We start from the raw sequence: 17351 nt of genomic DNA, 5'->3' as shown, positions 1-17351 counted from the left end.
TACCTCCAAGAAATTGATAGAATTGTTAATATTTTAGAACTGTGTCATCTTTTTTGGGAACGAATTTAAAAATAGAATCTTTAAGATTGATATTTATTTTTACTGAATAAAAGTCTATCTTCACTGTATTTGATGCATTATCAGTAATTTTGAGAGATTTTATTGGAAAGTCTTCTTCATGAATGATAAGTTCAATTTTTTTGATATTCCCCATTTTAGTTTTAGGGATGAGGATTAAAGTGTTTTCTGATTTTTCTGTAATTTCAAAATCTTTTTCAATGTCAGCCATTCGTGATAAAAGAGCAAGAGGAAGTTGTCCATATTTTTCTTCTGAAAAACTGCTCTGTATTGCCTGTTTTCTTATTTTGTCGTATACAATGAGAGTTTCTTTATTAAGATAAATAATCTGAGGAAATTGTCCTTCATACTGCCATCTGATTCTATCAGCTTTTATAAAAAATTTCCCTTTAAATTTTTGAGTTTTATCTAAGTCTTTGATGTAGCTTGTTTGAATAAAAGTTCCACTTGCATCGTTTATATTTTTGTAAGCATTATTGAGCTTTGTAATTGCGTTATCCTGAGCAAAGACAAGATTAGCAAATAGAAAAATAAATAAATTTATCAATAGAATTTTCATATTTTTAATTATACCAGTCCAGACGATTTTTTGGCACATACCAGTGGATATAGTTATACCAGATTCCCGCAGGAGCTAATTCAATACCTTTTATCCTCTTATTAACAGCAATTATTGTATCTGGAACATAAAGGAATGTATAAGGCTGGTCTTCAGTAATAAGTTCATGAACTTTTCTGTAAAGTTTTTTTCTTTCTTCTCTACTAAGAATCTCTCTTGCTCTTTCAATAAGTCTATCCACCTGAGGATTACTATAACCTACAAAATTAAACTCTCCTGGCTTAGTTTTAGATGAATGGAAAATATCATATAAATCAGGATCACGAGAAAGTGACCATCCAAGCAAGACTGCCTGAAACTGCCTTTTTGTAACAAGTTCAAGAAAGCTTTGCCATTCAAGAACTCTTATATTAAGTTCAATTCCTATTTTTTTAAGCTGTTCCTTGATAATCTGGGCTGTTTTCAGCCTTGCCTCATTTCCCTGATTAACAAGCAAAATAAACGAAAATTTTCTGCCATCTTTTGTTAATATTCCATCTGTATCCTGTTTCCAGCCAAGTTCAAAAAGAATTTTTTTTGCTTTTTCAGGATTGTATTCAAAATCTCTTACATCAGGATTAAATGCCCATGAAGTTGGAGGAAAAGGACCTGTGCATGGAGTTCCATAACCAAGTAAAACTCCTTCAATTATTTCTTTTTTGTTTATTGCATGAGCAATTGCCTGACGGATTTTTTTTTCAGAAAATAGAGGATTTTTAAGATTGTATCCAATATATGTATATCCAAAAGAAGGATATCTATAAACATTAAAATATTTTTTAAAATATGACTTTTCACCGTAATATTTATATTGGGCAGGATTAAGTCCCATAAAATCTATTCCACCAAATCTTAATTCAAGAAACATTGTGGAAGGATCCGGGATAATTCGTGAGATAAATTTTTCAAAAAAAGGCGCACCTTCATAATAATCCTCATTTTTTTGAAGAATAATCCTTTGTCCTGTAATCCATTCTTTCATTTTATATGGACCTGTTCCAATCGGATTTCTATTAAGAGGAGACGAGAATAACTCCCTGCCTTCAAGTAAATGTTTGGGTAGTATACCTATTCCCCATGACTCAAGAGCAGGAGCAAAAGGCTTATCATAAACTACCTTTATCGTATATTTATCAATTGTTTTTACTTCTTTTACAGGACCGTAATTGCTGCTGTAAGGTGTTGGATTTTTAGGGTCTGTGACTGCTTTATATGTGAAAACAACATCATCTGAGGTGAAATCAACACCATCATGCCATTTTATTCCTTTTCGTAAATGAAAAATTATTTCTTTACCATTCTTTGATATTGTCCAGCTTTCAGCAAGGTCACCAACTATGTTTAAATCTTTGTCATACTTTGTAAGTCCATTAAAAATTCTTCCACTAATATCAGCACTTGCGCTATCAGAAGCAAATAGTGGAAGAAGCCTTTTGGCATCAGCAGAGGAAGCTCCTGTCAGACAAAAGGGTTCTTTTACATCAGGAGCTTTTTCACATGAAACTGTAAATAATGTTAGAAGCAGAAAAAAGCCAACATATTTTCTTAACATTTATTTTTGTTGAGGCTGTTCTCCTACTGGTTGCTGTGCTGGTTGAACTGGCTGAGTTTGAACAGGAACATTTACATCGGATACGACTGATTTACTTCTTGTAGTGATGTAGGTCAGAAAGAATGATGAAAGCATAAATAAAACAGCCACTATGGTTGCAACCTTGTTAAGAAATGTGGCAGCACCTCTTGGTCCAAACAGTGTCTGTGAAGACCCTCCACCAAATGCAGGACCAAGTTCAGCTCCTTTACCTCTGTGAAGTAACACTACTGCAATCATTACAAAACAAAGTATTATGTGAAATATTAAAAGTAAGGTTTTCATCACATCCTCCTTAATTTATAATTAATACTTTACAATTTTTGCAAACTTTAAAGGATCTAAACTTGCACCACCAACCAGAACTCCTTCAACATTATCAATTGCCATAATAGACTTGATGTTTTCTGGAGTCACACTCCCCCCGTAAAGAATCCTAACCTCATTAGCTCTTTCACCATAGATTTCCTTAAGCTGATTCCTTATGAACAAGTGTGATTGTTTTATTTGCTCTTCAGTGGCTACAACGCCTGTTCCAATTGCCCATACAGGCTCATAGGCAATTGTAAGGGCTTCTGGAGAATTTATTTCCAACAGTCCATTTCTGATTTGAGTTTTTAAAATTTCCATTGTTTTATTGTTCTGTCTATCTTCAAAGGTTTCACCAATACAGAAAATCACTTTCAATCCTTCTTTAATACAAGCATGAATCTTTTTATTAATAATGTCATCATTTTCATAAAAATACTTTCTTCTTTCCGAATGTCCGATTATTACATATTCAACACCACAATCCTTTAGCATTGCCGGAGATACTTCACCTGTGTAGGCTCCTTTGTTTTCATAGAAAGCATTTTGTGCACAGAGTTTTATGCTGGTATTTATCAAAACTTTGCCAACGCTTTCAATACAAATAAAAGTTGGTGCGATACCTATCTCTCTGCCGTTTAACCCCTTAGTAATTGGAATAAATTCGTCCAGAAATGCAAGAGCTTCTCTCACTGTTTTATGCATCTTCCAGTTGGCAACAATAAATTTCTTAGGCATAATTAAACAGTTTAATTAAAAAAAGAAGTTTTAGTCAAATTTTAGAATCTTTTGTTTTTAAAATCCTCCCTTTTTGTATCTAAAGGTCTTATAATCATAAAGTTTAATAAAAGTCTACTCTTTTACAGGTAACACGTGTATGGCTTTTATGATTAGTTTTACATTGTCTCCTGGTTGAAGGTTTAGTTCTTCGCAGGATTCAGTTGTAAGAACAGATGCCATCTCAGCAGGAACCAAAATCTCATATTTAACCAGACTCATTACATCTCCTTTCTTCACTGACTTTACCTTTGCATTGATTGCGTTTCTTGCTCCATACTTCATAATGCTCCTCCTTTTTCTTTTTTTAGTTGATAACAAAGGACTTTTATAAGTTTTTAATTCTTATTTCCCTCAATTTTTAAAATATCCTCAAGGTTTCCGGTATAGTAACAAACATTATGAAATGCCTCTTTTGTCAATCCCTCAGCAACTTTAAGAGTTTGTTTTAAATCTTTACCAAAAACTACTATTCTTGCGTTTCTGTCTTCAACAGGTAATCTACCATCTTCCTTTGCCTTGAAAATTTCACCCACATCCTTTCCTTCAATCACTTTATCAAAAGGTATGTTTTTGGAGTTCTTTAGAGCTTTAAATTTGAATTCCTCTTCTTTTCTGCTATCAATGAAATATGCTGTTCCGTCTTTTTCATAAATATACCTTATGCCCTCAATCTCGCACTGTGTAAGATTGCCGAGAGCTCTCCATACAGGAATACCAAGTTGATATCTGTAAACATTTTTAAATCCTTCTTGGACGAGTTCTTTTGAAACTCGCTTTGTTTTTCCACAGTATATGCCATCGCAATACAAGATGATTAGTTTACTTTTGTCATTATTTGCTAATTTCTTTATCTCCTCTTTGTCAGAGGTATATAGAGCTTTACTAATACCGGGCTTTGGTGATACTGTTACTGCACTTGGAATATGACTTACTGCCCATTCAAAGTATGGTCTGTTATCAATGATTAATGCACCATTCTTTAATGCTTTTTTCATTTCATTTGTAGATATTTGGGGAACTTCGAATTTATCATTGATTATTGAGTCATTAATATCAAACTGTTCAGAAGCCTGTGAAAAATTGAAGCCCATGAAACTTATTGATAGTAAGATAAAAATTTTAACAATAAACCTTTTCATTCTCCTTCTCTCCTCCTTCTTCTATAAGGCTTTTTTCTGCATAAATTGCAGCGCCTAAAGCACCGGCAAAATGATGTTTTTCATGAATTAGTATTCTCTTTCCGATATCAATTTCAATAAGTTTTTTAAGAAGTCTATTTCCTGCACATCCTCCCGCAAAGACAATATCTTCCTCTAAGGATATCTTTTTAAGCATTGATATGACCCTTTTTGCTATGGCTCTATGAATTGCTATGGCAATTTCTTCACGGGATATCCCCTTTGATATAAGAGAAATAACCTCTGATTCAGCAAAAACAGTGCACATACTGCTAATTTGTAAGGGACTTTCAATTTCTCCTTCTATTTTCCCAAATTCGTCAATTGAGTATGCCAATGCCGATGCCATTATCTCAAGAAATCTACCTGTTCCTGCTGAGCATTTGTCATTCATCTCAAATTTCTTTATATTTCCCCTTTCATCAAGACTTATTATTTTTGTATCCTGTCCTCCTATGTCAATTATGGTTCTGCAAGAAGGCATTAAAGCCCTTGCACCAATTGCAAAGGCTTTAATTTCTGTGATTGTTGGAATATTTCCATTGAAACTCAAAAGATGTCTCCCATAACCTGTGGCAACAGCTTTAATTGGACTGTATTTTTTTAAAATTTCTAAACTTCTCTTTAGAGGTTCGTAGGATGTTTCAATTTTAAACCAATCTATAACCGTCCCTTTTTCAATTAGAACAGCTTTAATGTATCTTGAACCAATGTCTATACCAAGAAAGCTCATCTGAGCGTCTCAATAAAAGCTTCAACTCTTGTTTTAAGTTGGCCAAAATCTTCCATGCTGTAGTCTGTTTCAATACGCATGTAGGGAAAATCAATCTTTTTCTCAATTTTGAATGCTTCCATCATATAGGGAGTGCAGAACTGAAGGGCACAGTGAATCACACCATCTGCCTTGAGTTCTTTGAAGAGACTTTTAACATTGTCAATTCTCTCTTTGTTTGGAGTAAAACAGGCACAATCAATTCCCATATATCTCATTGCAATTTTTTCCAATCCTTCTTCAAGGGAGTTAAAGTTTTCATCGGTCAACTCTCTAAAATTTCTGCTTCCCACACAGGACTCCTCACCGACAACAACAGCACCGCTGTTTTCCACTATTGCATGAAGTTTCCAGTTAGGTATTGCAAATGGACTACCTGATATAAGAATTCGCGGTGTTCCTTTTGGCGCGATACCATTACCTTTCCTGACCCTCTCTTCAAGTTCGTCGCAGAGTTCATTTACTTTCATGGTAAATCTTACAGGGTCATCGTAAAAGGCAATCTGATTTACAAGCAATGCATCAAGTCCTGAAATTGGAGAAGGGTCATATGCCCTTAGTTTGCTAAGCCTTTGCAGGGCAAGTCTTTTTTGGTTAACAATTTCTGTCGCTTTTTTAAGAAGGTTAAGCGTTATCTCTTTGCCCGAGATTTCTTCAATTTTATCTTTAAATTTTCTTACTTCCTCAAGCCAAAGTTTTCTATCAGAGTCATTTTTCATATTAGGGATTTCCATAACGTACATCTTTCTTGTAATTTCATCAAATATTTCATAGGCTTTCTTTTTTCCATCGCAGGTCGTCTCTCCCACAATTAAATCAGTTAGCTCCACATAGGGACAGAGTCCTGAAAGCTTAAATCCCATAAATGCCTTGATTAGAGCACAAGTGTTTCTCGGAACATATTTTTCCGCCTCCTCAAATCCAACTTCTGCACCTGCACAAAGCCCTACAAAAACTCCATCTACTGCGAGAACAAGTTCTTCAGGGACATATACGCAAAATGTGCCGATTACTTTTCTTTTTTCTTTCTTTGCTTCATAGAGCTCTTCAATTCTTAATCCATGAACTTCAGATATGACAAAATCAAAATACTTCATTCCCTCAGGTCTGTTTTTCTGGGAGAGATAAATGTTTTTATAGGCATCGGAAAGAACTGAGAGAAGCCCGTCATGTTTACCTAAATTCAATCCTATTTCTTTCCATAATGTCGTGTAGTCTTTGGACATGGTTATTCCTCCAGTTTTTCGGAAATTTTAAAAAAGGAAAATTTAATATGTCCAATAGTTTTAATCTATATAAAATTTTTCAATTATAATTTTTTACTATTTCTAATGGGATACTGTTCAGAAATTGGTTTTCAGCGTTATAAATAAATGGTTCTGAGCCCCTTCTAAAATACTCTAAGCATTAAACACTTTAGGTAGGATGTCTCGGGCATTGTAAGAAGAATCGGGTGGTCTTTGCTTTGTGTTCCTTTATACAGAAGTATTCCTGTTTTTTTAGAAGCTTTAAACGTCTTTTTAATTATTTCTAAGAAATCAGTCTCAGAAATATGTTGAGAACAAGAAGAAGTCGCTAAAATACCGTTTTTTCTCAACAGCTTTAAAGCCATCCTGTTTAGATTAACATAACCTTCAATAGCATCTTTCTTTTCCTGTCTTGATTTAACAAAGGCAGGTGGGTCTACCACGATGAAATCATATTTTTTACCCTTTTTTGCTTCCCATCTGAGATAATCAAAGACATCAGCTTTTATGAATCTGCATTTATCTTGCACATTGTTCAGCATTGCATTCTGTTTTGCAATTTCAATTGCTTTTTCAGAACTGTCAATGCCTGTTATGTTTGCTCCCCTTTTAGCTAAATGTATACTCCATGCACCTACATAACAGAATAAATCAAGTCCTTCGCCTGAACTTATGAGGCTTTTAAGATAGAGTCTATTTTCTCGCTGGTCAAGAAAAAAACCTGTTTTTTGCCCATGCAAAGGGTCAAAATAAAATTTTAAATCGTCTTCTTTGGTCATTATTAGGTTATCAACACAACCCTTTATAACCATTTTTTCAACCTTTAATCCTTCTTTGACTCTTGGTTGAGCGTCATTCCTTAAGATAATTACTTCAGGAACAAGCAATTTATCAAGTATTTCTACAATTAAATCCTTCAATCTTTCCATTCCTGCAGTTAATATCTGAATGACAAGGCATTTACCGTATTTATCAACTATTAATCCTGGTAAAAAGTCGGATTCACTAAAGATTAATCTATAGCTTTCCTTTAAACCCAAAAAGTCTTCTCTGTATTTATGGCTCTTTTGAATTCTTTCACGTAGAAAATTCTTATTAATTTGTTCATCTCCGAAGCTGAGAAGCCTTACTGCTATAACTGATTGAGGATTTATGTAACCTGTGCCTATGATTTTATTTGTTTTTTCTTCAAATACTTTTACCAAACTACCAGCATTGATATGTGTAATATCTGACAAAATTTCATTTTGATAGATCCATAAACTACCGTGTCTTTTTAAAGGCTTAACAAATATTTTTTCCATGAAGCTTAGTTTGAAAATAGTTTTTTAAAAAAGTCAAGATTTTCTTGAAAAAAATTTCTTTATCATTGTAATATGAATAGCTACATAAATAATTTTCACTTAGGAGGACTTTACAAATGGCATCAAAGACTAAAAAACAAACAAAGCCTCTAAAAAAAGTTTCAAAAACCAAACAATCAAAGATTAACAAAAAATATGTTTACTACTTCGGAGATGGGAAAGCAGAAGGAACAGCTCAGATGAAAGATTTATTAGGAGGTAAAGGAGCTGGACTTGCAGAGATGACCAATTTAGGCATTCCTGTTCCTTCAGGATTTACTATCACTACCGAAGCTTGTCGCGAATATTTCAAGCAGGGAAAAAGATTTCCCAATGGAATGTGGGAGGAGGTTTTAACTCATCTTAAAAGAGTTGAAAAATCTATGGGATGTAAATTTGGCGATCCCAAAAATCCTCTGCTTGTATCAGTAAGATCAGGTGCAAAATTTTCAATGCCTGGAATGATGGATACTGTCCTCAATCTTGGACTTAATGATGATACTTTAAAGGGGCTTATAGATAAAACCAATAATGAAAGATTTGCTTATGATACCTATAGACGATTTATAACAATGTTTGGAAGTATTGTTACTGATATAGATAGGAAGAAATTTGAAGATTTACTTGATAAAGTTAAAGAGAAAAAAGGTGTCAAATTAGATACAGAGCTTGATGCAAAAGATTTTAAAGCAATTGTAAAAAAATATAAAGAGCTGTATAAAAAGGAAACAGGCAAAGAATTTCCATCAGACCCCTATGAACAGCTTAAAATGGCAATTAAAGCAGTTTTTGATTCATGGTATGGTGACAGAGCTGTTACATATAGAAAACTTCATGGAATACCAGATGATCTTGGCACAGCCTGTAATATAGTTGCAATGGTTTATGGTAATATGGGTGAAAATTCTGGAACAGGTGTAGGTTTCACAAGAAATCCATCTACAGGTGAAAAGAGATTTTTTGCAGAGTTTCTACCTAATGCACAGGGTGAGGATGTTGTAGCAGGAATCAGAACGCCTCTTAAAATTGAAGAACTTAAGAAAAGAATGCCTAAAATTTATGCACAACTTGAAAAAATATGCGAGAAGCTTGAAAAACATTATAGGGATATGCTTGATATAGAGTTTACTATTCAAGAAGGAAAACTCTACATGCTTCAGACAAGAGTTGGAAAAAGAACAGCAGCAGCAGCTATAAAAATTGCTGTAGATATGGTTAATGAGAAACTTATTGATAAAAAAACAGCTCTTTTAAGAATTGAACCTGAACAGTTGAATCAACTTCTTCATCCTACAATTGATTCAACAGCAAATGTTAAAGTAATTGCTAAAGGTTTACCAGCAAGCCCTGGAGCAGCAGTTGGTAGGGTTGTTTTCTCTGCGCAGGATGCTGAAGAGTGGGCAGAAAAAGGAGAGAGAGTTATTCTCGTTAGAAATGAGACTTCCCCAGAAGATATTGGAGGAATGGCTGCAGCTCAAGGGATTTTAACAGCACGGGGAGGTATGACATCTCATGCAGCAGTTGTAGGAAGAGGAATGGGGAAATGCTGTGTTGTTGGTTGTGGAGCGATCAATATTAATGAAGAAGAAAAATATTTTACAGTTTCAGATATTAAAGTTAAAGAAGGTGATTATATAACATTAAACGGAACAACAGGAGAGGTTATTCTTGGTGAAGCACCTCTTGTAATGCCTAAACTTCCACAGGAGTTTTATACAATCATGAAATGGTCTGAAGAAATTAGCAGACTTCAGGTAAGGGCAAATGCTGATACTCCAAAGGATGCTCGTGTTGCAAGAGATTTTGGTGCTACAGGAATAGGGCTTTGTAGAACTGAACATATGTTTTTTGATGCAGAAAGAATTAAAGCATTCAGAGAGATGATTGTTTCAGATACTGTTGAACAGAGAAGAAAAGCTCTTGATAAAATCAAACCTTATCAGAAAGAAGATTTCATTGGTATTTTCAAGGAGATGAAGGGATTGCCTGTAACAATAAGACTTCTTGATCCACCACTTCATGAATTTTTACCAAAAACAGAAGAAGAAATAGAAGGGCTTTCAAATGATATGGGAGTTTCTGTAAGAAGAATAAAAGCAAAGATTAAATCTCTTGAAGAATTCAATCCTATGCTTGGACATAGAGGCTGTCGTCTTGGAATAACTTATCCAGAAGTTTATGAAATGCAGGTAAGAGCAATAATGGAGGCAGCCTGCGAATTGGCAAAGAAAAAGATAAAAGTAATTCCAGAAATAATGATTCCTCTTGTTGCCCATGTCAATGAACTCAAAATAATGAAAGATTTAACAGTAAGAACAGCTGAAGAAGTTATGAAAGCTTATAATGTCAAAATCAAATATTCTGTAGGTACCATGATAGAACTTGCCCGTGCTGCTATAACAGCTGACCAGATTGCTCAGGAAGCGGAGTTTTTCTCTTTCGGAACTAATGATTTAACCCAGTCTGTTTATGGACTATCAAGAGATGATGCAGGTAAATTTTTGCCTTTTTATATTGACCATAAAATAATTGATGAAGACCCATTTATATCAATAGATACTGAGGGTGTTGGCCAGATTATGGAAATCGCGGTTAAAAGGGGAAGAAAAACGAATAAAAATCTCAAGCTTGGTATTTGTGGAGAACATGGAGGAGACCCTGCATCAATTGAATTTTGTCATAAAATCGGTCTTAATTATGTGAGTTGCTCTCCTTATAGAGTTCCAATAGCTAAACTTGCAGCAGCACATGCAAAATTAAAAGAAAAAGGGAGGGAAGTTATAAGAGCTTCAGTTTAGTTCTTAATAGATTAAGGGATTTGTAATGTATTAAACTAAATTAATGACAAAGAGCTTAGAGCTCCAATTTCCACATTATATTATTCTGAAAGCATCTGCTGGTTCGGGAAAAACCACAGCCCTGACCGAAAGATTTGTATATTTTTTGCTTTCAGATGATATTCCAAATAATTCATTAAAAAATATTCTTGCCATAACTTTTTCTAACAATGCTTCCTATGAAATGAAAGATAGAATAATAGAATGGCTCAAGAATTTATATTGCAAAGAAGAAAATTCTTTAAATAGATTGTCAGAACTTCTAAGTCTATCTCCTGAAGAACTTTCCCTTAAAGCTGGACAAATACTTGATGAAATACTCAACAATTATTCAGATTTTCAAGTAAAAACTATTGATAGTTTTATGACTTCAGTTTTTAAAGCTTCAGCAATTGATTTTGATTATAATCCAGATTTTGAAATTCTTATGAATAATCAATCTCTCATGCAATACAGTTATGATTTGTTTTTAAAGGATATTGAAGAAAATTCTATTAAAGCCGATTTTTTTGAAAAGGTTATAAAAATTATAAGTTTAAACAGTAAAACATACCTCTGGAACCCAGCGGATGCAATTTTTAATGAAATTAAAGGATTACATTCCAAAATTTATAGTACTGACAAGGAGTTTATAGTTGCCGGGGAATATATAGAAATGAAAAATAATATTGAGGTTGAACTCACAAAAATGATGCAACTTCTGAAGAAAGAAATTAATGATTCAGGGCTTGAACTAACCCGTTCAACTAAGATTCTGGATGATTTTGATAGAATAATTGAAAATAAAAATTTTAGAGAACTTTTAGAAAGGGGGATTAAGAAAGCACCTGTAAATAAACCTAAAAATTCAACTCTATTACCGAAATATGAAAAAATCGTTAACTTGTGGAGCGATTTTATTGATATTCTAAGTAAATATGCTTTTTATTATGCATTAACTTTTTATTTACCATATCTTGAAGTTTACAAAGGATTTGAAAATTTACTGAGTCAAATAAAACAAAAAGAGTTTAAGATTTTTATTGAAGATATCAATAAAATGCTTTCTAAATATCTTAATAACTTAATTGTTCCTGATATATATTTTAGACTCGGAGAAAAAATACATCATTTTTTTATAGATGAATATCAGGATACATCTCCATTGCAGTGGAATAACATAAAATTTTTAATTGAAAATGCACTTGCTGAAAATGGAAGTCTTTTTGTTGTTGGTGATACAAAGCAGGCTATATATAATTTTCGGGGTGCAGATTATAAAATAATGAAAACATTGGAGCAAAATGAAGTGTTCCCATCAGCAAACAAGATAGTTAAAACACTTGATAAAAATTATAGAAGCAAGAAAGTAATTATTGATTTTATAATGAAAATTTTTAAAGATAAAATTTCAAACCATCCTATTTATAGTGAACCTGCCAGATATACAGGACTTCATGAGTGTGAGCAGATTGCAGAAGAGAAATTTTTTGAAAAAGGCTATGTTGAGCTTAAAACATTCAGTGAAGATGAAGAGGAAGAAACCAATATAAAAAAATATCTTGTTGAAACCATATATGATGTCACTAATAGGGGTTATCTTTTCAAAGATATAGCAATTCTTGCTTTTAAAAATGAACAGGTTGTTAACATAACACAATGGTTAAATGATTTACAATTACCATTTATATCTTACAGCAGTCTTGATGTTAGAAAAAGGAAAGTTACTTCAGAGATTTTAAGCTTTCTTCAATTTCTTGATTCTCCGATAGATGATTTTTCTTTTTCAGCTTTTTTGTTGAGTGATATATTCAAAAATTTAATTAACAATGAAGGAATAGATTTCTGCCCTGATGAATTTCTCTTAAAATATAGGGATAAATCTCCACTTTATAAATTTTTTGAAAAAGATTTTCCTCATATTTGGGGCAGATATTTTAAAGACCTCTTTCGTTTTTCAGGATATTTGCCAGTTTATGATTTACTTTCTGTTGCGTTAAGTACTTTTAAAGTGTTTGAGACTATGCCAGATGAAGAGGCAACGTTTCTTAAACTACTTGAGCTTATCAAAAATTTTGAAGAAAAAGGATACAGCAATATTAAAGCATTGATAGACTTTTTTGAAAGTCCCGGGGATGACGAAACTATATGGAACATAAATCTTGGAACAGATATAAATGCTATACAGGTTATGACTATCCATAAAGCCAAAGGATTAGGCTTCCCCATTGTTTTTGTCTATTTAAAGAATGAACATACTCCAAAAAATAGATATGTTCTCCATGACGTAGAAGAGGGCATACATATTTTAAAAGTTACTGATAAGATGGCAGAGAAAAATGAATTTCTTTTACAGATAAAAGAGGATTTGAAAAAATCAGAACTTGCAGAGATGTTGAATACTCTTTATGTTGCATTTACAAGAGCAGAAGATGAATTATATATTTTATGCAGGACTGATAATGAAGATAAATTTCCATTTGATATTCTTTCAGAATACCTTAATAGTAACATCGGTAATAAATTATTTAAAGATGAATCAGTAATACTACCTAAATCTTTAGAAATTCGGGCTAGTCATTATCCAGTATTATTTGATTTTTCCGTGTCAAATGAGATAGTTCATTTCGCTGAAAAGAATAGAGGCGAGTTTATACACAAAATTCTTGAACAAATAGAATATGCTAACGAAGAAGTTTTGGAAAAACTAAATAGTCAGATAGAAATATTGAATAAAGAGTTTTATGGTAATTTTTCAGCTTCAGAGATAAAGGAATTGATAATTGATATGATAAATCATCCTGATATAAAAAAATTTTTCAGTTTAATGCATGAAAAAGTCTTGAATGAATTTGAAATTATAGACAAAAACGGTGTCATTCACAGAGTTGACAGAGTTGTTGAGGATAAAGAAAGTGTTACTGTAATTGATTACAAAACAGGTCATCCTCAGAAGGAGCATTTTTTACAAGTAAAACTTTATATGAATATACTATCAGAAATTTTCAAAGATAAAAAAATCAATGGATATCTTTACTATCTTGATTTAAGAGAGGTTAAACAGATTGAGTAATACATTGAAACTAAGTTTCCTGAAAGATGAACAAATTGTTGTAGTTGGTCATTCTGATGATTTAATTCAAAAAGTTATAGAAATGCTTGAATTTCAAAACTATGACTATTCTAAAAATCTCGTTGTTTTCCCTGGTAAGAGACCTTCATATTATTTAAAAAAAGCCCTTGCTCAGAGACTAAACCACTCTTTTATTCCACCTTTGATTTTTTCAGCAGATGAATTTGTAAACTTTTTATTTAAGAAAATAAGCAATGCCTGTTTTATTGAAGCAGTTGAAGCTGTTGGAATTATTTACGAAATTTGTTTAAGACATGATTTATTGACAACATTTTTTAGAAAATTTGACAATTTTATTTCCTTTGGATTTAAGCTTTTTAATCTTTTTGAAGAACTATATATAGAGGGAATCTCTATACATCAACTTAAAGAAGTAGAAACGCTTATTGATATTCCAGCTAAATCTCAGGAAAAATTACGATTTCTATCTATTGTTTATGAAGACTTTTATAAGGAATTAATAGATAGAAATCTATGCACAAGAGCATTAAGATATAGAAAATTAGCAGATAGTGATGATTTAGAAAGTTATTTAAAATTTAACAACTTAATTTATGCTGGTTTTTTTGCTTTTACAGCTTCTGAAAAAAAAATATTACAAAAATTAGCGACTTTAAAAAATTTCTATTTTCTTTTCCAAGAAGAAGTGAAATTTAATAAAAAACTTTTTGATAAGATCAATTTATATAGCTGTCCTGATACTCATGCAGAAGTCAAAGTAGTTGGACACCTTATAGAAAACTTTCCAATTGATGAAAAAACAGTGATAGTTTTACCAAAATCTGATACACTTTTCCCCTTATTAAGACAGGGTATTACATTTTTAAAAGATGAGGATTATAACATATCAATGGGATATCCTTTATCAAGAACTCCAATTTATGGTTTTTTTAATAATCTTTTTGAAGCAGTAAACTCAATGGAAAATAATCAAATTTACGTTCCAGCTTATTTTAAGTTTGTACTCCATCCATATACAAAAAATGTTCTTGTGAAAAACAGCGCTGAACTAAGCAGAATAATTTTTCATCAAATAGAAGATTTATTCAGATCTGAAGAAATTCCTCCATTTGTTGAGCTTGAATGGTTAGAAAAAGAAGTGCCTGAAATAATATCAGCAAATTTGAAAGATTTTAATCTTACAGTTGATGATATAAAAGAGCATATCAAGCTAATTCATAACAATACAATAAAGAAATTTATAATAATTAGAAACATTGAAGAATTTATAAATAACTGCAAGGATGTTTTGCTTTTTATTTATGAGAAAACTACAGCAAGATTTCATTATTTATTTTATCCTTATGTTGAATTTTTTATTGCTCAATTTGAAAAAATAGCTAACTCTACAATAAAATCTTTTCAATTTGAACATATAGAGTCTTATTTCAATTTTTTTAAAAATCTTGTAATATTTGAAAATGTCCCTTTCCATGGAACACCATTAAAAGGGTTGCAAATATTAGGATTTCTTGAGACGAGGAATATCAAATTTAAAAAAGTTATTTTCCTTGATTTAAATGAAGGTGTTTTCCCAGATCTTTCTGAAGATTATCTACTACCTTATAGCGTAAGAAAAATTATTGACTTACCTGTCTATCAAGATAGAGAAAAGCTTATTTATTACTACTTTTCCCTTTTAGTTAATAATGCAGAAGAGGTGCATCTTTGTTACATAAAGAATGATAAAAATGAAAGGTCAAGATTTATTGAAAAAATTATATGGGAAATAGAAAAAAGTGTTTCCGAGAAACTTAATATACCAATAAAATCAATTTCATGGTCAGTAAATCTGGCAGCAAAAAGACCTTCAGAAATTTATAAAACAGAACAAATAATGACAATTATAAACAGTCTTTGTCTCTCACCATCAGCCATTGATGTCTATCTTGATTGTGGGTTAAAGTTTTACTACTTTTACATACTTAAGTTAATAAAGAAAAAAGATATTTCTACAGAGATTGAACATTCTGATATCGGCATAATTGTCCATGAATCACTTAAACAATATTTTAAATTAAGAAAAGGGAAAAAACTTCATCCAGGAGATTTTGGAAATGATATTGAACTAATTGTCAACGATATATTTTTGAAAAAGTATGGTAGTAAAATAACAGGCAATCTCTATTTAATAAAATTTCAGATACTTCAAAGACTATCTGAATTAATAGAATACTACAGAAAAATGGCTAAAGAACATCAATTGAAAATTCTTGAAGTGGAAGAACTTATAGAAGAAAGCCTATTTGACACAAGCTTTAAATACAGGATAGACTTGGTTGAAAACATTGATAGCTCTATTATAATTGTTGATTATAAAACATCAGGAAATGAAAATAACTATAAAATAAAATTTGATAAACTTGATATATCAGATAGACAAAGTTGGTCAAAATATATTGGCAGTCTTCAAATTCCTATATACATGCTTCTATATTCAAGAAAATATAGCATTAATCCTCTTAATTTGAAGGGGCATTATTTTTTACTTGGAAAATCTTTAATAAATGATGAAAAAGTTAGATTTGATCCGTTTACTCAGATAGATCAAGAAGAAGGTATAAAAATTGTTTCAATTATTTTGCAAACCTTGCTTAATGAGATTAAAGATAAAAATACACCTTTTGAACCAACCTCTGATTTTAAAAATAAATGTAAATTTTGTGATTTTCAGCCAATTTGTGGAACTTTTACAACTCCTTCAAAAACCTCCTGAGCTGGTCCTGTCATATAAACATGTCCATCAGCAGCCCATTCAATTAAAAGGTCTCCACCAAGCAGATGTACAGTGACTTTTTTGTTTGTAAATTCCTTAACCATAGCGGCTACTGCAGTAGCACAGGCTCCTGTCCCGCAGGCAAGAGTTTCTCCTGCTCCTCTTTCCCAGACACGCATCACAATCTCAGAAGAGTTTTTTACATAAGCAAATTCAACATTTGTTCTTTTGGGAAAAATTGGATGGTTTTCAATCAGTGGTCCGTATTTTGTAACAGCAAAGTTTTTAGGCTCTTCATCAAGGAATATCACAGCATGGGGGTTTCCCATACTTACACAGTTTATTCTTGCATGCCATCCAGATACTTCAAGCATTAAATCAAAGGCAGAGTCTCCTTCTACATCAACTGGAATTTTATTAGGATGAAACTCTGGCTTTCCCATATCAACCTGAACAAGTTCTCCAACTTTCTTTGGCTTAATAATTCCGGCAAGAGTTTCCACCTCAAGAACATCTTTATTTGATAGTCCTCTGTCCCATATGTACTTTGCAAAACATCTTATACCATTTCCGCACATTTCAACTTCAGAGCCGTCGGCATTAAAAATTTTCATCTTAAAATCTGCTATCTGAGATGGATACAAAAGCAGGAGTTGATCTGCACCAATGCCAAAACGACGATTACAGTAATGAATTGCGAATTCTTGAGGTTTTGGCAAATCATTTTTAAGACAATCAATCAATATAAAGTCATTACCAAGTCCATGCATTTTTACAAAATTGATCTTTT

Annotated in this window: 13 protein-coding genes; 3 read left to right on the top strand and 10 right to left on the bottom strand. The window is 32.2% G+C overall.

Features of this window, described 5'->3' with window-relative positions; all coding sequences use genetic code 11:
• Positions 1 to 25: 25 nt before the first annotated feature.
• The 9 genes from THEYE_RS05680 to THEYE_RS05640 all read right to left on the bottom strand — a co-directional run bounded on the left by THEYE_RS05680 (position 26) and on the right by THEYE_RS05640 (position 7857).
• Positions 26 to 637: a LolA family protein gene (locus THEYE_RS05680; RefSeq protein ID WP_012546180.1), complete on the bottom strand. Its 612-nt coding sequence runs from the start codon at positions 635 to 637 to the stop codon at positions 26 to 28.
• Positions 638 to 641: 4 nt separating this feature from the next.
• Entirely contained in the window at positions 642 to 2228 is a 1587-nt protein-coding gene (locus THEYE_RS05675) for a peptide-binding protein (protein ID WP_012545811.1), read from the bottom strand.
• Entirely contained in the window at positions 2229 to 2552 is a 324-nt protein-coding gene (gene secG, locus THEYE_RS05670) for a preprotein translocase subunit SecG (RefSeq protein WP_012546661.1), read from the bottom strand. It abuts the gene before it with no gap.
• A gap of 21 nt (positions 2553 to 2573) precedes the next feature.
• Positions 2574 to 3314, bottom strand: coding sequence for a triose-phosphate isomerase (gene tpiA, locus THEYE_RS05665; protein WP_012545593.1), 741 nt, complete (start codon positions 3312 to 3314; stop codon positions 2574 to 2576).
• Between the two features lie 114 nt (positions 3315 to 3428).
• Positions 3429 to 3638: a TOBE domain-containing protein gene (locus THEYE_RS05660; RefSeq protein ID WP_012545599.1), complete on the bottom strand. Its 210-nt coding sequence runs from the start codon at positions 3636 to 3638 to the stop codon at positions 3429 to 3431.
• Positions 3639 to 3691: 53 nt separating this feature from the next.
• Positions 3692 to 4495 (bottom strand): rhodanese-like domain-containing protein, encoded by an 804-nt coding sequence (locus THEYE_RS05655; RefSeq protein ID WP_012546447.1) that lies wholly within the window; start codon positions 4493 to 4495, stop codon positions 3692 to 3694.
• Positions 4476 to 5267, bottom strand: a complete 792-nt coding sequence (locus tag THEYE_RS05650; RefSeq protein ID WP_012546386.1) for an acyl-CoA dehydratase activase — start codon at positions 5265 to 5267, stop codon at positions 4476 to 4478. The genes THEYE_RS05655 and THEYE_RS05650 overlap by 20 nt, the downstream gene beginning before the upstream one ends.
• Entirely contained in the window at positions 5264 to 6532 is a 1269-nt protein-coding gene (locus THEYE_RS05645; protein WP_012545072.1) for a double-cubane-cluster-containing anaerobic reductase, read from the bottom strand. The genes THEYE_RS05650 and THEYE_RS05645 overlap by 4 nt, the downstream gene beginning before the upstream one ends.
• A 164-nt stretch (positions 6533 to 6696) precedes the next feature.
• On the bottom strand, positions 6697 to 7857 hold the full coding sequence (locus THEYE_RS05640; protein ID WP_012545840.1) for a class I SAM-dependent rRNA methyltransferase: 1161 nt from the start codon (positions 7855 to 7857) through the stop codon (positions 6697 to 6699).
• A 182-nt stretch (positions 7858 to 8039) separates the two neighbouring features.
• On the opposite strand from THEYE_RS05640, the gene ppdK reads away from it, so the two are divergent.
• Genes ppdK through THEYE_RS05625 form a run of 3 tightly spaced genes read left to right on the top strand, consistent with a single transcriptional unit; the run spans position 8040 to position 16561 of the window.
• Positions 8040 to 10694, top strand: a complete 2655-nt coding sequence (gene ppdK, locus THEYE_RS05635; RefSeq protein WP_028842726.1) for a pyruvate, phosphate dikinase — start codon at positions 8040 to 8042, stop codon at positions 10692 to 10694.
• A 43-nt stretch (positions 10695 to 10737) separates the two neighbouring features.
• The gene (locus tag THEYE_RS05630; RefSeq protein WP_012546637.1) at positions 10738 to 13785 is read left to right on the top strand and encodes a UvrD-helicase domain-containing protein; all 3048 of its coding nucleotides are present in this window, start codon (positions 10738 to 10740) and stop codon (positions 13783 to 13785) included.
• Positions 13778 to 16561 carry a PD-(D/E)XK nuclease family protein gene (locus tag THEYE_RS05625; protein ID WP_028842727.1) on the top strand — a complete coding sequence of 928 codons (2784 nt, stop codon included), beginning with the start codon at positions 13778 to 13780 and terminating at the stop codon, positions 16559 to 16561. The genes THEYE_RS05630 and THEYE_RS05625 overlap by 8 nt, the downstream gene beginning before the upstream one ends.
• Here the strand turns inward: THEYE_RS05625 and dapF are convergent.
• Positions 16516 to 17346 (bottom strand): diaminopimelate epimerase, encoded by an 831-nt coding sequence (gene dapF / locus THEYE_RS05620; protein WP_028842728.1) that lies wholly within the window; start codon positions 17344 to 17346, stop codon positions 16516 to 16518. The two genes, THEYE_RS05625 and dapF, sit on opposite strands and share 46 nt — an antisense overlap.
• Positions 17347 to 17351: the final 5 nt, after the last annotated feature.

The organism is Thermodesulfovibrio yellowstonii DSM 11347, from assembly GCF_000020985.1.
GTDB classification, from domain to species: Bacteria; Nitrospirota; Thermodesulfovibrionia; order Thermodesulfovibrionales; family Thermodesulfovibrionaceae; genus Thermodesulfovibrio; species Thermodesulfovibrio yellowstonii.
This window is presented reverse-complemented; position numbering and strand designations above follow the sequence as displayed.

What these genes read in the sequence shown, in the direction of transcription:
- THEYE_RS05680 (WP_012546180.1), bottom strand. Translation starts at nt 637, where the DNA reads ATGAAAATTCTATTGATAAATTTATTTATTTTTCTATTTGCTAATCTT.
- THEYE_RS05675 (WP_012545811.1), bottom strand. Translation starts at nt 2,228, where the DNA reads ATGTTAAGAAAATATGTTGGCTTTTTTCTGCTTCTAACATTATTTACA.
- secG (WP_012546661.1), bottom strand. Translation starts at nt 2,552, where the DNA reads ATGAAAACCTTACTTTTAATATTTCACATAATACTTTGTTTTGTAATG.
- tpiA (WP_012545593.1), bottom strand. Translation starts at nt 3,314, where the DNA reads ATGCCTAAGAAATTTATTGTTGCCAACTGGAAGATGCATAAAACAGTG.
- THEYE_RS05660 (WP_012545599.1), bottom strand. Translation starts at nt 3,638, where the DNA reads ATGAAGTATGGAGCAAGAAACGCAATCAATGCAAAGGTAAAGTCAGTG.
- THEYE_RS05655 (WP_012546447.1), bottom strand. Translation starts at nt 4,495, where the DNA reads ATGAAAAGGTTTATTGTTAAAATTTTTATCTTACTATCAATAAGTTTC.
- THEYE_RS05650 (WP_012546386.1), bottom strand. Translation starts at nt 5,267, where the DNA reads ATGAGCTTTCTTGGTATAGACATTGGTTCAAGATACATTAAAGCTGTT.
- THEYE_RS05645 (WP_012545072.1), bottom strand. Translation starts at nt 6,532, where the DNA reads ATGTCCAAAGACTACACGACATTATGGAAAGAAATAGGATTGAATTTA.
- THEYE_RS05640 (WP_012545840.1), bottom strand. Translation starts at nt 7,857, where the DNA reads ATGGAAAAAATATTTGTTAAGCCTTTAAAAAGACACGGTAGTTTATGG.
- THEYE_RS05630 (WP_012546637.1), top strand. Translation starts at nt 10,738, where the DNA reads ATGACAAAGAGCTTAGAGCTCCAATTTCCACATTATATTATTCTGAAA.